The sequence below is a fragment of the Phycisphaera sp. genome (genome assembly GCA_025916675.1).
Classification (GTDB): Bacteria; Planctomycetota; Phycisphaerae; order Phycisphaerales; family UBA1924; genus JAHCJI01.
This window is the reverse complement of the sequence record CP098402.1, coordinates 277,510-294,049: the sequence shown is the minus strand read 5'-3', so window position 1 is coordinate 294,049 and position 16,540 is coordinate 277,510. Positions and strand designations below refer to the sequence as shown.

At 65.8% G+C, this 16,540-nt stretch carries 13 protein-coding genes and 2 tRNA genes; 6 read left to right on the top strand and 9 right to left on the bottom strand.

Going from position 1 to position 16,540, the window contains the following annotated elements:
* The first annotated feature begins 171 nt into the window (after window positions 1-171).
* Window positions 172-1,575, top strand: coding sequence for a hypothetical protein (locus NCW75_01245; GenBank protein ID UYV12923.1), 1,404 nt, complete (start codon window positions 172-174; stop codon window positions 1,573-1,575).
* Here NCW75_01245 and NCW75_01240 read toward each other — a convergent pair whose 3' ends face one another.
* Window positions 1,576-2,334 carry a DUF6065 family protein gene (locus NCW75_01240; protein UYV12922.1) on the bottom strand — a complete coding sequence of 253 codons (759 nt, stop codon included), beginning with the start codon at window positions 2,332-2,334 and terminating at the stop codon, window positions 1,576-1,578.
* A gap of 483 nt (window positions 2,335-2,817) precedes the next feature.
* Between NCW75_01240 and recA the strand changes: the two genes are divergently transcribed.
* Window positions 2,818-3,810 (top strand): recombinase RecA, encoded by a 993-nt coding sequence (gene recA, locus NCW75_01235; protein UYV14212.1) that lies wholly within the window; start codon window positions 2,818-2,820, stop codon window positions 3,808-3,810.
* An 85-nt stretch (window positions 3,811-3,895) separates the two neighbouring features.
* Window positions 3,896-3,981: transfer RNA gene (locus tag NCW75_01230), tRNA-Leu, on the top strand.
* Between the two features lie 32 nt (window positions 3,982-4,013).
* On the opposite strand, the gene NCW75_01225 is transcribed toward NCW75_01230, so the two are convergent.
* From NCW75_01225 to NCW75_01190, 8 genes are all read right to left on the bottom strand, one after another.
* Entirely contained in the window at window positions 4,014-4,409 is a 396-nt protein-coding gene (locus NCW75_01225; GenBank protein ID UYV12921.1) for a hypothetical protein, read from the bottom strand.
* Between the two features lie 67 nt (window positions 4,410-4,476).
* Window positions 4,477-4,560 (bottom strand) — tRNA-Leu (locus tag NCW75_01220).
* A gap of 143 nt (window positions 4,561-4,703) precedes the next feature.
* Complete coding sequence (locus NCW75_01215; protein UYV12920.1) at window positions 4,704-5,108, bottom strand: response regulator; 405 nt, start codon at window positions 5,106-5,108, stop codon at window positions 4,704-4,706.
* A gap of 23 nt (window positions 5,109-5,131) precedes the next feature.
* Window positions 5,132-5,533: a response regulator gene (locus NCW75_01210; GenBank protein ID UYV12919.1), complete on the bottom strand. Its 402-nt coding sequence runs from the start codon at window positions 5,531-5,533 to the stop codon at window positions 5,132-5,134.
* The gene (locus NCW75_01205) at window positions 5,505-6,356 is read right to left on the bottom strand and encodes an ATP-binding protein (GenBank protein ID UYV12918.1); all 852 of its coding nucleotides are present in this window, start codon (window positions 6,354-6,356) and stop codon (window positions 5,505-5,507) included. The genes NCW75_01210 and NCW75_01205 overlap by 29 nt, the downstream gene beginning before the upstream one ends.
* Complete coding sequence (locus NCW75_01200; GenBank protein UYV12917.1) at window positions 6,320-6,733, bottom strand: hypothetical protein; 414 nt, start codon at window positions 6,731-6,733, stop codon at window positions 6,320-6,322. The genes NCW75_01205 and NCW75_01200 overlap by 37 nt, the downstream gene beginning before the upstream one ends.
* 166 nt (window positions 6,734-6,899) lie before the next feature.
* Window positions 6,900-8,075, bottom strand: a complete 1,176-nt coding sequence (locus NCW75_01195; GenBank protein UYV12916.1) for a HupE/UreJ family protein — start codon at window positions 8,073-8,075, stop codon at window positions 6,900-6,902.
* Window positions 8,072-12,415, bottom strand: coding sequence for a chitobiase/beta-hexosaminidase C-terminal domain-containing protein (locus NCW75_01190; protein ID UYV12915.1), 4,344 nt, complete (start codon window positions 12,413-12,415; stop codon window positions 8,072-8,074). The genes NCW75_01195 and NCW75_01190 overlap by 4 nt, the downstream gene beginning before the upstream one ends.
* 195 nt (window positions 12,416-12,610) lie before the next feature.
* Here NCW75_01190 and NCW75_01185 point away from each other — a divergent pair, with 195 nt between their 5' ends.
* Genes NCW75_01185 through ptsP form a run of 3 tightly spaced genes read left to right on the top strand, consistent with a single transcriptional unit; the run spans window position 12,611 to window position 16,537 of the window.
* On the top strand, window positions 12,611-13,738 hold the full coding sequence (locus tag NCW75_01185; protein ID UYV12914.1) for a fructose-specific PTS transporter subunit EIIC: 1,128 nt from the start codon (window positions 12,611-12,613) through the stop codon (window positions 13,736-13,738).
* 10 nt (window positions 13,739-13,748) lie between these two features.
* Window positions 13,749-14,048, top strand: a complete 300-nt coding sequence (locus tag NCW75_01180) for a PTS fructose-like transporter subunit IIB (GenBank protein ID UYV12913.1) — start codon at window positions 13,749-13,751, stop codon at window positions 14,046-14,048.
* Window positions 14,048-16,537, top strand: a complete 2,490-nt coding sequence (gene ptsP / locus NCW75_01175) for a phosphoenolpyruvate--protein phosphotransferase (protein ID UYV12912.1) — start codon at window positions 14,048-14,050, stop codon at window positions 16,535-16,537. Before NCW75_01180 ends, ptsP begins: the two co-directional genes overlap by 1 nt.
* Window positions 16,538-16,540: the final 3 nt, after the last annotated feature.

The following is a 16,540-nucleotide window of genomic DNA, read 5'->3' as shown; positions in this document are numbered from 1 at the left end:
CAGAAATCGAAGACAACGACCGCATAACCCATAAATCCTGCTTCATGCTTGCCTGAATGCCAACGGCCAGTTCCGAACCTCCACATGGGTTTGGTTGCTGGCCGTTGTCTCGTTACCATGTACAACGTCCCGCCGTATCTCCAGAGAACAGCAAGAGAGGGAGACCCAACTATGAAGCCCATCACACCCAACACCACCATCGCCTTGCTCGCGATCGCCGGAACCGCCGCTACCGCGTTCACCCAGTGCGACCCGTTCTGGGACGGCGAGATCGGCAACCCGGGCGTCGGCCGCGGCTACATCCAGCCCATGATGAATTGGGACGACGGCACCGGCGAGCGCCTCTACGTCGGCGGCTCGTTCGACGGCATCACCGGCGTGGCGGGCACCACCATCCTGGCCCAGTGGGACCGCGGCACCAACGAGTGGTCGCGCGTCGGCACGCCCGCCCTGAGCACCGGCAGCACCAACGGCTTCCTCACCAGCATCTTGCCCTTCGAGGTCTTCGGCGAGGAGCGGCTGGTCGTCGCCGGCTTCTTTGCCAGCGCTGGTGGCGTAGCCGACACACGCTCCATCGCGGCGTGGAACGGCGACGAGTGGGTCTCGATGGGTGCCGCGCTGCCCGCGCCCCAGAGCATCTGGTCGATGACCACCGGCGACGTGGGTGAAGGCGAGAACCTGATCATCGGCGGCGCGTGGCCCGAGATCGGCGGCGTTGCGGCGGCCGACATCGCGCAATGGGACGGCGACGAGTGGCTGCCCATCGGCGACGGCACGGGCATCTTCGGCACGTTCAGCCCCACCGTCTTCGGTGTCCACATGTTCGACGACGGCACCGGACCGGCCCTCTATGCCGGCGGACGCTTCGACTCGATCGGCGGCGCTGCGGGTACCGAACTCATCGGTCGCTTCAACGGCACCGAGTGGGAGGCCGTGGGCTCGGGCCTGGTCGGCACCTCCTTCACCGCCGACGCGGGCGTCATGACCGTGTACGACGACGGCACCGGGCCCGCGTTGTACGTTGGCGGCCGAAACTTCTTCGCCCCCGGCCAGCCCGACGTGAGCGTGTACAAGTGGGACGGCGTGAGCTGGACCGCCGTGGGCCAGGAGTTCGGCGGTGCCGTTACCGACATGATCGTGTGGGACAATGGCAGCGGCCCGGGCCTGTATCTAGCCGGCACCGCCGTGCCCGACATCCGCTACATCGCCAAGCTCGTCGACGACGAGTGGGTGCCCGTCGACGGCGGCATCGCCTCGACCCCGCCCACCAGCGGCTCGTTCGCCAGCGCCTTCGGCCTGCACGTGTGGGACAACGACCTCTACGTCGGCGGCAACTTCACGCTCGTAGGCGACCCGGCCATCGACGTCCGCGGCATCGTCCGCCGCCACGGCTGCGCCGACGCGAGTTGCTACCCCGACTTCGACGAGGATGGCGCGCTCACCATCTTCGACTTCCTCGCCTTCCAGAACGCCTTCGACGCCGGCGACCCCATCGCCGACTGCGACGAGGACGGCTCGCTGACGATCTTCGACTTCCTGTGCTTTCAGAACGCGTTCGACGCGGGGTGCGAGTGATCAGCTCTTGTCGAAATTCTTGAGCTTGAGCCGCGTCCGGTGATGGTCGGGGGCCACCACGCCCCCGGCCGTCTGGCCCTTCATGTAGTCCTTCTGCCAGGTGTCCTGCCCGCCCTGGTGCCGCGTGATGGCCTTCTGCCGCGACGCCGCCCAACTCAGGTAGGCCTTGTGGGTCTTGTCGTCCTTGATGATCGGCACCGCCGCGGGCTCGCTCCACTCGAGCAACGCCAGCGGGTAGGGCGTGATCATGCAGATCGGCTCGCCCTTGCGGAACCACACGTCGGTGCCGCGCTTCATGATCTTCCAGTTCATCGTGAACGTGCTGGGAGACCAGTCCGTTTCCACCAGGCCATCGAGCGGCACGGCGAAGTCCTTCGGGTAGTTCGTCGCACCGCGCACCATCAGCCCGATCTTCGGCGGCGTGCGGAAGAGCCAAGGCAACCGAAACGTGACGATGCCGCTGCCGAAGTGGCTCACGATGAATTCTTCGATGCCCTTGGGCCCGTCGTGGACCTTGATGGTGAGCGCGTCGGGCCTGTCCTTGCCGTTCCATTTCATCGACACCGTGGCCGGGCACGGGATGATCCAGCCGCTCTGGTTGGCCATCGCCAGCGGCAGGCAGCGGTAGGCGCCCTTGCCGGGCGTCTTGTCCATCCACTCACGCGTCGGGCCGGCGGGCTCGATCGCCCACCCCTTGTCGTCGCTCACGATGTAGGCCGTCAGGGGGCACGGTCCGTCGATGGTCACTGCTTCGGGCATGGGGGCACTCCTCCGGTTTCGCTCCCGAGCATAGAAGACGCCACCCGGGCCCACCGGATAAATTTTTGACCTGACCACACCCCGAACACTTGACGGCCTGTTCGGGCTCTGGTACACTCGCCACAGCCGGGCACGCGACCAGCGCCGCCCCCGGCCCTTGGGATCTTCTGGTCACGGTGGACCGGGCCCACGAAACACGCGCTGCAGCGGTGTGACGCCCGGCGAGAGGCCCCAAAGCCCCGCAGGCCACGGCACACCGAAGACATCTGGAGGTGCCCCATGGCACGCACGAAGGGTTCTGCCGGTTCCGCGACCGCTTCGAAGGCCCCCACCGCCAAGACGGACGCGAAGTCCAACGGCGCGGTCGAGGTCGTCGCCCCCGAGAAGGGTGACACAAAGACTCCCGAGAAGAACACCCCCACCGCTCCCGCCCCCCAAGCCAACAAAGCCGAGCCGAGCCCCGAGAAGGCCAAGGCGTTAAACCTGGCCGTCGGGCAGATCGAGCGCAACTTCGGCAAGGGCGCCATCATGCGCCTGGACGAGGCCGCCGTCCTCAACATCCCCGGCATCAGCACCGGTGCCCTCTCGCTCGACCTCGCGCTGGGCGGCAAGGGCATCCCACGGGGCCGCATTGTCGAGGTGTACGGCCCCGAGTCCAGCGGTAAGACGACCCTGGCATTGACCGTGGCCGCCCACGCCCAGAAGGACGGCGGCGTGGCCGCGTTCATCGACGCCGAGCACGCGCTAGACCCCTCGTGGGCCCGCCGCCTGGGCGTGAACATCGACGACCTCTTGGTCAGCCAGCCCGACACGGGCGAGCAGGCCCTGGAAATCTGCGAGTTACTCGTACGCTCGAACGCCGTCGACGTGATCGTCATCGACTCGGTAGCCGCCCTTATTCCCAGGGCCGAGATCGAGGGCGAGATGGGCGACACCCACGTGGGCCTCCAGGCCCGCCTGATGAGCCAGGCCATGCGCAAGCTCACCGGCATCATCGCCCGTAGCAACTGCACCGTCATCTTCATCAACCAGATCCGCGAGAAGATCGGCGTGATGTTCGGCAGCCCCGAGACCACCCCCGGCGGCCGCGCCCTGAAGTTCTACAGCTCGGTGCGCATCGACATCCGCCGCGTCAGCTCGATCAAGGACGGCGACGAGGCCGTGGGCAACCGCGTGCGGGCCAAGGTGGTGAAGAACAAGGTGGCCCCACCCTTCCGCCAGACCGAGTTCGACATCATGTTCAACGAGGGCATCAGCATCTCGGGCGACCTGATCGACCTGGGCGTCGAGTACAAGGTCGTCGACAAGAGCGGCGCGTGGTTCAGCTATGGAGAGGTCCGCCTGGGCCAGGGCCGCGAGAACTCCAAGCAGTTCATCCGCGAGAACCCGGACCTGGCCAAGGAGATCCGCTCCAAGGTCCTCGCCCAATACGTGGCCAACGCCCAGGCCAAGGAGCAGGGCAAGAACAAGCGGTAGAGCCCGCCGGGGCCAATGGACCGCCCATCGGTTGCTCCGGGGTGGGGATGCGGGCTACACTCCCTACCGCCATCTGGCAACCACCGCGGACGTGGCGGAATTGGCAGACGCGCTAGGTTCAGGTCCTAGTGGGAGTAAAATCCCGTGGAGGTTCGACTCCTCTCGTCCGCACTCAAGCCCCGGGCTCGCCCCGGGGTTTTTTGTTAGCCCTGGCCCACCCGCTCGGCCCGCCAGACCGCCCCGCACTCGGGACAGCGGAGAGCCGATTCGAGCTGCTCAACCGCCACCGTTGGCAGGCCGCCCAAGCCGTATGAACAGCCAGGGCATTCGCCGAGCTTCAGCCGCTTTGGAATCTGCACACGCGCCGAACGGCGACGCCACATGCCAAACAAGATCAACGCCCAGGTGAGAGCGATCAGCGGCCACGGGGCCCACATCGGGATGTGCTGGCGAAAACCGGATCGGATCTCCCAACTCGACCACAAGCCAATAGCTGCGACCAGGACCAGAATCACACCCGCATGGAGCAATCGGTCCGGCAGCGGCTTGTCAACGATCGTCTTGAGCTTCTCGACCCGGCGGGTGATCGGCCGACCCACGTCGTCAACCCACCCGCTCGTTGGCCGCCGGGTCGCATCGGGGGTTGGGTTGGTCGTCGGATCCAAATGCCGGAGGGGGGACTCGAACCCCCACTCTGTCTCCAGAAGTGGATTTTGAATCCACCGCGTCTGCCAATTCCGCCACTCCGGCAAGGGCCCCCGATGATAGCCGGGGCCGTTTCGCGCCGCGCCAGACACGCGGCACCGGCCCGGCTCGCGGACCAGCGGGAAGACCGCGAGCCGGCAAGGCGGGCCGGCGATTGCCGAACACAAGATTCAATAGCTAGAGCCGTATCAGCTTGCCAAGGCGTCGGCGGCCTGCGCCAGAGCGCTGGCCACGGTGCTGAGCAGGTCCTCGGTCTGGAACGGCTTGTGGATCACCGCGAAGGCGCCCATCGAGGCCGCGGACTGATCGATGGTCACGTCGCTCGATCCGGTGAGATAGATCACCGGCGTCGACGCCAGCTCATCGATCTTACTCATGCGCGACTGGACGCTGAACCCATCACCGGCGGGCATGTCCACGTCCAGGATCAACAAGTCGGGGCACAGGTGGGCCGCCCGGTCCATCGCCGAGTAGCCGTCCTGGGCGGCAGCAACCGAGTAGCCCGCGGCCTCCAGCCGCGCCTTGAGCGCGGCGAGCAACGCGACGTCGTCATCAGCAATGAGAATGGTGGGTCCGGGCGTCGGCTTGGCCATAGCGATACTCCTGGAACGTCCGATTACGCGGCGTCGGTTACTTCGTCGGATCCGATAGTGGCATCGTCGAGACTATCGATGAGCTTGAGGATGTCGCCGGACTCGTACGGCTTCGACAGGAACGCGACGGCACCGAGCTGCATCGCTCGCTGGTGCGCGTCCTCCTGAGCATGGGCCGAGAGGAACACGATCGGCATCTGGCTCAATCGCGGCATCCGGCGGATGCGCTCGAACGCCTCGAAGCCATCGATGTCCGGCATGCGAACGTCCAAGATGACCATATCCGGCTCGTACATCGCCGCCGCCTCGACACCGGCCAGCCCATTGATGGCGTGGTAGACCGTGTGGCCGTAGGTCTCAAGACGGGTCATGAGCGCCCCGGTGATGGCGGGCTCGTCATCGACAATCAGAATGGACTTCGGCATGGGGTCGAGCCTCCAGTTCGCAAGCGAGATGCTCCAGCAGGAACGATTCAGAATCCCGGATGTTGCGTGTGCCAAGGATGTCGATCACGAGCGGACTGCGGTCCAGCCGCCCAACACGGAGTGCGGATTCGGCATAGAGCCCGCTCACACGCGCACGCCATTCATCCGGCTTATAACCAACTCCACAGATGACAAACCCGTCGCCGTCGATTGCCGGCAACTCAAGATCGGTCGCGCGAGACACCGACGCGAGAAATGCCCGGATACCATCGTCAGGTTCTGTCGGTGTCACCTCACACACTCGCAATGCGCACAATGTCGAGGTCTCATCCATCGACGAGATCCACGTGAGATACCGCCGAACAACAACGTCCGTGCGAGCGATGGGCATCGTGAACGAGTGCGTGTTTCCGACGCCTTCTTCACTGCGAACCGAGGCCGACCCAAGATTGATACAGGCCAATTGGCCAACCACGCTCAGCCCAAGGCCGAAGCCCTTGGTCTCCTTCGTGTGAGATACCGTATCTGGGCGGAAGCACTCGCCCACGCGAGCGAGTTGGTTGGGGGTCAGCGCCGAACCGTGATCAATCACATCCAGCCTGACGGCCTCCGGACCATCGAGATGGGCACCAACCACCACGCGCGAATCCGGCGGTGCGGTCTTGATCGCGTTGACCACGAGGTTGGTGAGGGCGCGTCGAGCCCGCTCCAGATCGACGTAGACCTCGGGTAGATCCGCGCCGGTCTCACGCACGAGCTCGATGCCGTGCGTACGTGCCCGCTCACTCAGCCTGGACCAGCAAGAATCGAGGATCGCGTCCACACCATGGGCCCTTCGATCGACCCGCAGCGTGCCGGCACGCAGCTTGCCGCTATCAAGGAATTGTCAACGAGTTCGGCCAGGTCCCGCGTGGCGCACGAGATGAGGTCCAGAAACTCGCGGTGCTTCTCGTTCACGTCGCCGCCGATTCCGTCGGCCATGATCGAAGCGAACTCCTGGATGACCGTCAGCGGCGTGCGAAAGTCATGAGCCACATCCTCGACGAATCGATGGGCCGATTCGGACAATTCCGAGAGCCGCTCGCTCTTCTGCCGGAGATCCTGTGTTACGGTCTCGAGCTGGCGCGCTAAATCGGCAGCGTCAGCACCATAATCGGAGCTCACAGCATGGGAGTTGTTCGGCTGGCCATTCGCTGCCACGCTGGACCCCTTTCGCCAGCATGGAATCGGTCCCCCTTAACGGATGATGGAATGGTCTCGACGACCATCGCTCGACCGGGTCTGCCTGTGCGGACCAAGCACGACTGGGGCCAGTCTGATAAGCCCAGCCGCACGCAACGGAGCGTCCATAACGCGGCCGGCGTACTCACGAGAGCCGCTGGACGAGCCACCACAGCGCGATCGCGGCGATCACCACCGAGAGCGGCAGCGTTACTCGGGTGCGATACCAATCCTTCCCCCGCCACCAGCCCAAGATCCCAAAGGCGACCACGAGGATCGTCGCGTGCCCGACCTCCACGCCAACGCTGAAGCCAACCAGACCGAGTACGAGCTGGTCCCGCGGCAAGCCGATGGTGTTGAGCTCGGTCCCAAAACCCAAGCCGTGCGCCAGCCCGAATACGAATGCCGTCGCGCCACGCCACGGGCGCGACTCGGTCACGAACACGTTCTCGATCGCCACGAACGCGATCGACCCGGTGATCACCGGCTCGACGATTCCCGGAGAGACGCGCACCACGTCGAGCGATGCGACGGCCAGCGTGCACGTGTGCGCCAGGGTGAAGACCGATGTTTGCAAGAGCAGATCTCTGAGTCGCGTATTCAACAGGAACAACGCCAATATGAACAATTGGTGGTCCGTTCCCTCCGGCACGATGTGGCGATATCCCAGGACCACGTACCGCCAACCGATGCCGAGCCAGCCCGGCGATTCCACAATGACAGCTTCCTCGCCCGTCCCCCCATTCCCACCTTCTGGCTCGGGCACCCCCACCATCGACACGTCAACCGCCGGCGAGACCTCGGCGACACCCAGCGGCAGGTACACCGCCTCGGTCCCCGGCCGGTGTACAACCAGGAACACCCCATCGAGCACGTGGGGCGCACGCATCGACAGGGCGGTCGCGCCCGTCGGAAGCCCCGCACGCAACACAAATTCCATCGTGACGGGCAGCCGAAGAGACGGGTTCTCCGTTTTCCAGGTTTCAACCGCACCCAGCGTGGGGGCTTCCACGATGTCAAACGGGATGCGACGCCCATCGGCGATCAACTCGAACCCGGCCGCAAACCGCTCACGCCCATCCCGCAGCGCCGCGGCCAGTGTGTCGGCCGGGCCCTCGAGCAGCTCGTACATCTGCCAATCCATGACGCGGGCCGACGTGTCGTTGAGCGCGTACGCCAGCGCGTCGTGTGTCACGATGACCTCGACCACGCCGCCGTGCTCGCCCTGGCTGACGCGCACCTCCGCCACCGTTGGCACCGTCGGATGTGCGTCGACGCACCCGGCGACCAGCAGGGCGATGGCGATGCAGGCGCGGATCATCGCGGGGAACTATCGAGCAACGTATCGATGGCCTGCTCGGTGAGCGCCTGGTCCCAGATGGTCAGGCCCGCGAGGTCGCCCCCGAACTGGTACCGCCGGTCCCACGGGTCGAGCGGGGCGATCTGGATGAGGTTGGCGTCATCAGACAGCCGCACCGTGCGCTGGCCGATCAGCTTGCCGTCCTTGTACAGCTTGCCGACACGGCCGTCGTAGGTCGCGGTGATCATCTGCCACCGGCCCGTGTCGTACTGCGTCCGGCTGGGCACGTCCTGGTTATGGCTCCACATGTGGACGCCGCTGGCGAACTTCGTGAGGTACCGCGCCTGCCCGCCATTGCGCGCGTCGCAGTTGCCGAAACCGACCAGCACCGTGTGGTTCGTCGGTTGCCCCTCCATCTTCGCCCACACGTTGATGGTCCATGGGTCACCGGCGTTGACAGGAAGGCCTGGCGTGTTCTCGATGGTCGAGCCGTACTGGCTCTTGTCGATCGTCTCCAGCGAGAACACCGGCCCCGAGATCACGAAGGTCTGGCGATGTGTATCGAGCCCGTTGCCGGCCGGCGAGCGATCCTGCACCGCACGAGTGAGCAACGTGTAGGGCGTGCCCATCTCTGGAGCACTCGCCAGGTCGATCGTCGCGGCACGGAAGTCGTTGTCCATCTCCACACGCCGCACGGCGATACTCGGATCGAGCTCGAAGTTTCCCGGCCCGAGTTGCTTCACCGGCTCGGAGAACTCAACGCGGATCTGCGGCATCTCGTACATCGCAAGGACGCTCCGCACGCTCGGGCACGTCTCGTCAACCACGCGGACCGTCCGGGTCTGGGCGGGCCCCAGTGTCCCTTGGGTGTCGACGGCCGCGGTGCTGATCGTGGTGGTCTCGGTGAGCGTGATCGCACCAGAGTACACGGGGGAATCCGTCGTCGGCTTCGAGCCGTCGGTGGTGTAGTGGAACGAGCCGGGTTGCCAGTACAGGCTGGGCTCGATGGTCGCCTCGATAGTATCGGTATAGGCCCCGTTGCGGCCGGTGGGCACGCCGGCGACCTCGATCACGGGTGGTCGCTGCTGGTGGTCGTCCAGCGTATCGAACAACGCACGGGCGGGCTCGGCGGTCGCACCGACACGCGCCACACTGGCCGCAAGAATCTTGATGCGCGGATCGTCGGGCAGCGTGACGGTGCGGGTCCCCTCGGCCAGCTCGATGCTCTTGCGGAACACGTAGCAGTAGCGGTAGATCGCGTCTTCACCACCAGAGTGGTGATGCGAGGCGTACCAGGCGATCTCGTCGGGCTTGATGAAACCCGGTGTCAACCCGATGATGTCGCTGCGCCCCCAGGGATAGCGCGGGTCGGTCACGTCGCCCGGCCATTCGCGGTGGTCCCACTGGCCGACGTAGCCGTCCCAGGCCGGGGCTCCCAGATAGTGCTCGTCGCCGTTGATGCTGACGAACGCGTGGGCGTCATCGTCACTCGAAGCCAGCAGCAGGTAGAGCGTATCGAAGTCGCCCATGGGGAGTTGCAACTCCTGGCCACGGCACGCCATCGCGTTGTTCTCGTCGGCCTCGCCGAGTTGGAATTCAACGCCGCCGAGCGTCAGCGCCGGGGGCAATTGCTCGGCGGGGTACGAGCGGCCGCTCGCCATGCCGCCGGCGGTACGGTCGGCGTTGGTGCTGATAGCATCGGTGTTGTACCGCAACCGGACGGGCCGGGATTCGGGCTTGGAGGCTCGGGTCGCAACCTCGTCGATGGTCAGCGCGATCGCCTGGAGGCCATAGCTCCCGATGTCCGTCTCGATCGCACCGTTATTGATCGTGAGATCGGCGAGAGCACGCTCCTGGCCATCGACGAGCCGGGCCCCGGAGATCATCCCGAGATCGCTCCCGATGGAGATGTTGTTCGCTGCTTGGCCCGACTGCTCACGCAGACGGATCACGATCTCGCCGGTGTCCTCGGCCTTCTTCATGGCCTGGACGCTCACGGTATCGCTGCTCAGGCTCAGGAGCGAGACCGACTTGCCCAGGTCGCCAGCGTGCGAGGTCGTGCGGAACGGGATGAGTGGCTGGTTGAGGCCGGCGGCGTTCGCGAAGCTGCGCCCCTCGCGCCAATCTCCAGCGTGGCCCTGGACGGCGTAGAGCACGTGGTGGCGGCCGATATCCTGGCTCTGCTGGTCTGGGTAGCCGCCGCGCACGCCGGGGGTGAACAGCAGCGTGAGGCGGACGGTGCTGTCGTCGGGCTTGTCGGCGGCGTACTTGCTGTCGCACATCACGGTCGTGCCGAAGTCGCCCGAAGTATCGGTCAGGTCGAACCACTGGTGGAAGAGGTACTCGTATTGGTTCGGGTGGCCGTTGCCGCGTTCGGTCGTGCCCAGGTGGATGTCGTAGGTGGCCGTCGGGTTGCTTGCGGTGAGCGGGAAGGCGGTGCGGACGCTGCGCTCGCGGGTCTTCCAGTCGATGTCGGTGTCGAACTCGACGCGCTGGCCTCCGCTTGCCAATCGGATGCGCTGGGTGAAGGTCGATCCTTCGGCCTCACGCGTTACCTGCACGGCGACGCGGGCGGGGCCGTTCTCGATGACTTCGACGCTGACCGGGCCACTCTCTCCGACGAAAGCCTTCGCGGGCAGTTGGCGGTCGGCCCAGTCCATGTTCCACGCGGGCCACTGGCTGGGGTTCTCGTAGTGCAGGCCGATGCGCGCGGGGGCGCTGAGTAGCTCGGTGTCGGCCTGCTTGTCGAAGATGGACTCCACGTCGCCGCGCGCATTGAGCTTGACGATGTAGTTGCCGTTCTCCAGGCGGCGGCCGTCGGGGGTGATGCTCAGCTCGCTGGAGCGGCCGGGGAACTCGTTCTGGCTCAGCCGCACGTCGAAGGCCGCAAAGCCGATGGAGGGGACGGTTCCCGTGAATGCGATGCGGGCGACGCCGTGGTCATCGGCCCAGAGCACCTGGGCGGGCACGGGCTCGCCCTCGGCGTTGAGCACGACGACAGCCTTGGGCGCTTCGCCCTCGAAGGGGATTTCGGCCTCAACGAGGTCGTGGCGATCCCACGAGAGCGGGTTGAAGACGATGACCGATGTGCCCTGGGCGGTCGTGTCCATCGCGCCGATGATGGCCGAGGCCGAGTCGGCCAGGACCGCGCCAAACTGGTTGGCGGCGATGACCTCGTCGTTCCAGGAAAGGTCGTAGGCCAGCGGCACGCTGGTGCCGGGCAGGATGTCGTGCATCTGCGAGCCCAGGACCAACTCCCAGGCGTCTTGCAGGCGTTGGCCGGGATAGTCGCGCGCGCCGAGGAGCATCGCACCGACCGCGGCCTTCTCGGCGGCGTCGGCGAGTTGCTCGTTCTTCCGGTTCCAGCGCTTCATATAGGCCTGGGAGCTGATGCTGCCGGCCGAGTGCTCGATGAGCTGGAGCTCACCGGTGTAGGTCGGCAGGGCGGCTCGCTGCTCGGGCGTGATGGCCTCGAACATCATGTCGGCCCGTTGGGCGATGACGTTGATCTTCGCGTCCTTGTTCTTGCTGTTGGCCACGCTCTGCTCGACGAGTGCGACCGACGGCTCGCGGGGTGCGCCGCCCTGGTCGCCCACGCCGTAGTAGTGGTAGTCGACGTAGACACCCGATTCCTCGCCGTTATTGTTGATACGCTGGAACCAGCTCTCGTCCTTTGACAAATCGGTGCGCACGTCGGCGACGTAGGCACCGGGATCGAGGGCGGCGATGATGGAGTTGCCGTCGGGGCCTTCCCACACGCCCACCTTGAAGGGGATGGGCGTGACGGCGTTCCATGTGAGCTTCTGGGTGCTGAAGCCCTTGAGTCCGCTATGGGCCAGCAGGCTGGGCAGGGCGGCGGGGAAGCCGAAACAGTCGGGCAGCATGAACTCGCTGCTGGTGACGCCGAAGGTGTCTCGCGTGTACTTGTTGCCGTAGAGCACGTGGCGGATCTGGGACTCACCCGAAGGCACGTTGGCGTCGTTCTCATCGACGGCGGACCCCGAGGGGAACCAGCGCCCCTCGGCGACATGCTTCTTGAGGGTCTCGAAGTCCTCGGGGTAGTACTCTTCCATCATGCGGAAGCGTCGGGTCCCGCCGAAGTTGAAGACGTAGCCGGGGTACTTCTCGAAGCGGTCGAAGTTGTGGTGGAGCGTGTTGGGGATGAACTCGCGGATGGTGTCGTGATAGGTCCAGCGCCACTGGGTGTCGAGGTGGGCGTAGCCGACGACGAAGAGGGTGGGCTCGGTCAGATCGATGTCGGCGGGGTCGGGCCGGGTGTTTTCGACCTGATCTTGGGCGTGGCCGAGGGTTGAGGCTATTGCCACCGCCATGCCCGCCGCCGCCCGGATGATGCTGTTCATCGTCTTGCTCCGTCTGTTGGGGGCGTTTGGCCCCCGAATCCGTGAAGTGAACCCGTCGAGATCGATGGTACCCCGGCTGGTGGGCGTGTCGGCCAGGGGTGGGTGGATGACCGGCAGATTGCGCGGCAGGGCGGTCGTGCGGCTTCGAGTGGGGTTTGTTGGTACGATTGGCGCTTCGGGCGGGTTGGTCCGGGCATGGACTGGGGGCTGGCGATGGACGCGATCGTGCAAGAACTGAAAAAGCTGCGGCAGCACCTGCTGACGGGGGTGTCGTTCGCGATCCCGTTCATCGCGTGCGGCGGTATTCTGATCGCGCTGTCGCTGGCGTTCGCACCGAAGATCGAGGGCATGGGTCTCGGCGAGAGCTTGGCGCTGCTCGAGCCCGAGTGGGCACGGAACATTCTGCTCACCACGCTGGCTATCGGTGGCGCGGCGTTCACGCTCATGCTGCCGGTGCTGGGCGGGTACATCGCGTACTCGGTCGCGGGCAAGCCGGGACTCGTTGCGGGCATGTTGGGCGGATGGTTCAGTGGGAATCTGGTGGTGCCGTGGGACAACGCGAGCGAGTCGGTGAGCGCGGGCTTCCTCGGTGCTATCGTGGCGGGGTTGATCGCGGGCTATGTGGTGCTGGGGCTGAAGCAGATTCCGGCGAACAAGTTTGTCAAGCCGTTGATGCCGATCCTCGTGATCCCAGTCATCAGCGCGCTAGTGATCGGTGTGTTGATGCTGCTCGTCATCGGGCCACCTATCGCGGCGCTGATGGCGTGGATGACCGCGGGGCTTGAAGGCATGCAGGGCGGCAGCGCTGTGCTGTTGGCGGCGCTGCTCGGGGCGATGATCGCATTTGACATGGGCGGGCCGGTGAACAAGGTCGCATTCTTCTTCGCGGCGGGACTGATCCAGGACGGGAACATCCTGATCATGGGCCCCGTGGCCGCGGCAATCTGCACGCCGCCGCTGGGGCTCGGGCTGGCAACGGTGATCGCTCGGAAGATGTGGCGTGAGGACCAGCACGAGGCAGGCCTGGCCGCGCTGGGCATGGGCATGATCGGCATCACCGAGGGAGCGATCCCGTTCGCGGCGGCCGATCCGTTGCGCGTGATCCCGTGCATCATGCTGGGGTCGATGGCCGCCAGCGTGACGGCGATGCTGGCCGCAGTGGGCAACCACGCGCCGCACGGCGGTCCGATCGTGCTGTTTGTTGTGGAGCACAAGCTGATGTATATCGTCGCCATTGTGCTGGGCACCGTGGTGACGGCGGCGGCGGTTCTGGCTGTGAAGAAACTGACCGGTGGGCTGCCACCCGAAGAGGCGTCCGCGTAGGAGACTCGGTATGAAGATTGTTGCCGTTACGGCCTGCCCGACGGGTATTGCGCACACCTACATGGCCGCCGAGCAGATCGAGACGTTTGCCAAGCGGGCCGGCCATGAAATCCGCGTCGAGACGCAGGGCTCGATGGGGATCGAGAACGAGCTTAGCGCTCAGGCCATCGCCGATGCGGACGTCGTGATCTTCGCGGTAGACATCGAGGTGGAACAGAAGGAACGGTTCGAGGGCAAGAAGATCATCCAGGCGAGCGTGTCCGAGGCGATCAAGAAGCCCGAGGCGCTGCTGGCGCGTGCGGGTGGGTGATGGCGACGAAGGCCGAGCATCGCTTCGTGTGCCGCCTGGCCAACGGGCTGCACGCCCGGCCGGCGAGCGTGCTGGCTGAGGCGGCGGCGGGGTTCGTGTCGAGTATCGTGATCGAGCGAGAGAATGGCGAATCGGCCGACGCGCGGAGCGTGCTGTCGATCGTGGGGCTCGATCTGCAGCGCGGGGATGGCTTCGTGGTCCGCGCCGACGGGCAAGACGCTCCAACCGCGATAGCAGCCCTGCGCGAATTGATCGAGACAGGGTTGCACGAAGACGAGCACGTGCCAGTCGCCAGTAGTGAATGCCGCCTGCCGCCGGTGTTGCGGATGCTGGGCGTGGAGCACATCCGGGGAGTTGGGGCGGGCGGTGGCGCGGGCATGGGTACGGCGGTGTGCGTGGGTGGGCTGTCGTTGCCCGCGGCCGCACTCGACGCGGGCTCTCGCGGCCCTGATGCCGAACTTGGTGACGCACGCCGGGCGGTGGACTCTGCTTCGAACGAACTGGCACGGCGATCTTCCGAATCGAACGACGCCACCGAGGCGGCATTGCTGCGGGCGCACGCGCAGATTGCGGGTGATGCGGCGTTGTGGGCGGCGATCGAGTCTCGCGTGCGTGAGGGCGAGACGGCGGCGCGGGCGGTCGTCGGGGCGGCCGAGGAGATGGCGTCAAAACTGCGCGGCGTGCGGAGCGCGTACGTGCAGGAGCGCGCGATCGACGTGATCGACATTGCCATGCAGCTCGTCGAACGGTTGTTGCCCGGGTCGATGGCGGCGGCGTGCCCGGCCTTGGAGCAGGGCTCAGTGGTGTTCGCCGAGATGCTGACGGCGAATCAGTTGCTGGCATTGGATCGTGGGCACTTGCGAGGGCTGGTGCTCGGAGGCGTCGGGCGGACGTCGCACACGATGATCCTGGCACGCGGCATGGGGCTGCCATGCGTGATCGACGTGGCGGGCGCGCCGGCGGTCGTCCACCCAGGTGACACCGCCGTTGTCGATGGGGATGGCGGATTCGTGATCTCGCCCGTGAACCAAGAGGTCCGTAGGTTTTACGAACGCGAGCGATGGGTGGACGAACGGCGGCGCGCGAGGGTGTTGCCCGTCGTCTGCCAGCCCGCCAGAACGGTCGACGGCCAGCTCGTCGAGGTTGGTGTGACCGCTGTTGATGCGGCTGAGGTGGCAATGGCGATCCGCAACGGCGCGGATGGGGTTGGGTTGTTTCGTACGGAATTTATGTACCTCGAACGCGAGGCACCGCCACCGGAGGACGAGCAGCGCGAGGTGTACTCGGCGGTCATCGAGGCGGCGGGCGGCAAGCCGGTGATCCTGCGAACATTCGATATCGGCGGCGACAAGCCTGCACCGTATCTCGGATCCGGCCAAGAAAACAATCCGTTCCTGGGTATTCGCGGCGTTCGGCTCTACCAGCGACAACCCGAGCTGTTGCGAGCGCAATTGCGGGCGATGCTGGCGGTTGCCGATGGGCGGCCGGTGAAGATCATGGTGCCGATGGTGGCGAACGTACGAGAGATGGTGTGGTTCCGTGAGCACGTGGAGACAATCGGGAGCGGGACCCAGATCGGGATGATGGTCGAGGTTCCTTCGGTCGCGTTATCCATCGATCGATTCGCGCCGCACGTGGACTTCGTGAGCATCGGCACCAACGACCTGTGCCAGTATTGGATGGCGGCGGACCGCGGGAACCCGGGCGTGGCGGGCCTGTGCGACGAGTTACAGCCGGCGTTCTTGCGGGTATTGACGCGGATCGTGAACGACGCGAAGGCGGCCGGGTTGTGGGTGGGTGTGTGCGGCGAGATGGCAGGACGCGTTGAGAACGTGCCGCTGATGCTCGGGCTCGGAGTGGACGAGGTCAGCGCTGGACCCGGGGACGTTGGTGCGATCAAGCTGGCAGTGTATGAGGCGGATGCGGGGCGGTGCCGGGAGCTGGTGCGTCGGGCGTGCGAGTTGGATCATGCCGACGAGGTGCGTGGGCTGCTAGCGGACTTTGCGTGGCGCGCGGAATTGGAGGCGCCGGCGGTTGTTGATCGGGCGTGCATCGAAGTGGGCGTCGACGCGGTCAGCAAGGCCGAGGCCATCAAAGCGGTGGTCGACCTGCTTGGGATCTCTGGTCGAACGGACAAGCCCCGTGCTGTCGAGGAAGCGGTGTGGGCGCGCGAAGCGGCGTACTCAACGGGGCTCGGGCACGGGTTCGCGGTGCCGCACTGCAAGTGCGCCGCGGTTCGGTGGCCGACGCTTGCGGCGGTGAGGCTGGCCGAGCCCGTGGATTGGGACGCCATGGACGGGAAGCCCGTGCACACGGTGCTGCTTTTGGCGATGCCCGACGGGGAAGCGTCTGGTGGTGGCGCGGCACATCTGAAGATCTTCGCAGCACTCGCCCGCCGGCTGATGCACGAGGGTTTTCGCGAGCGGCTCGGAAGCTGCGCCGACGGCCAGGCGATCGAGGCATGCTTGCGCGAAGAAGTGGCCGTGTAGGCC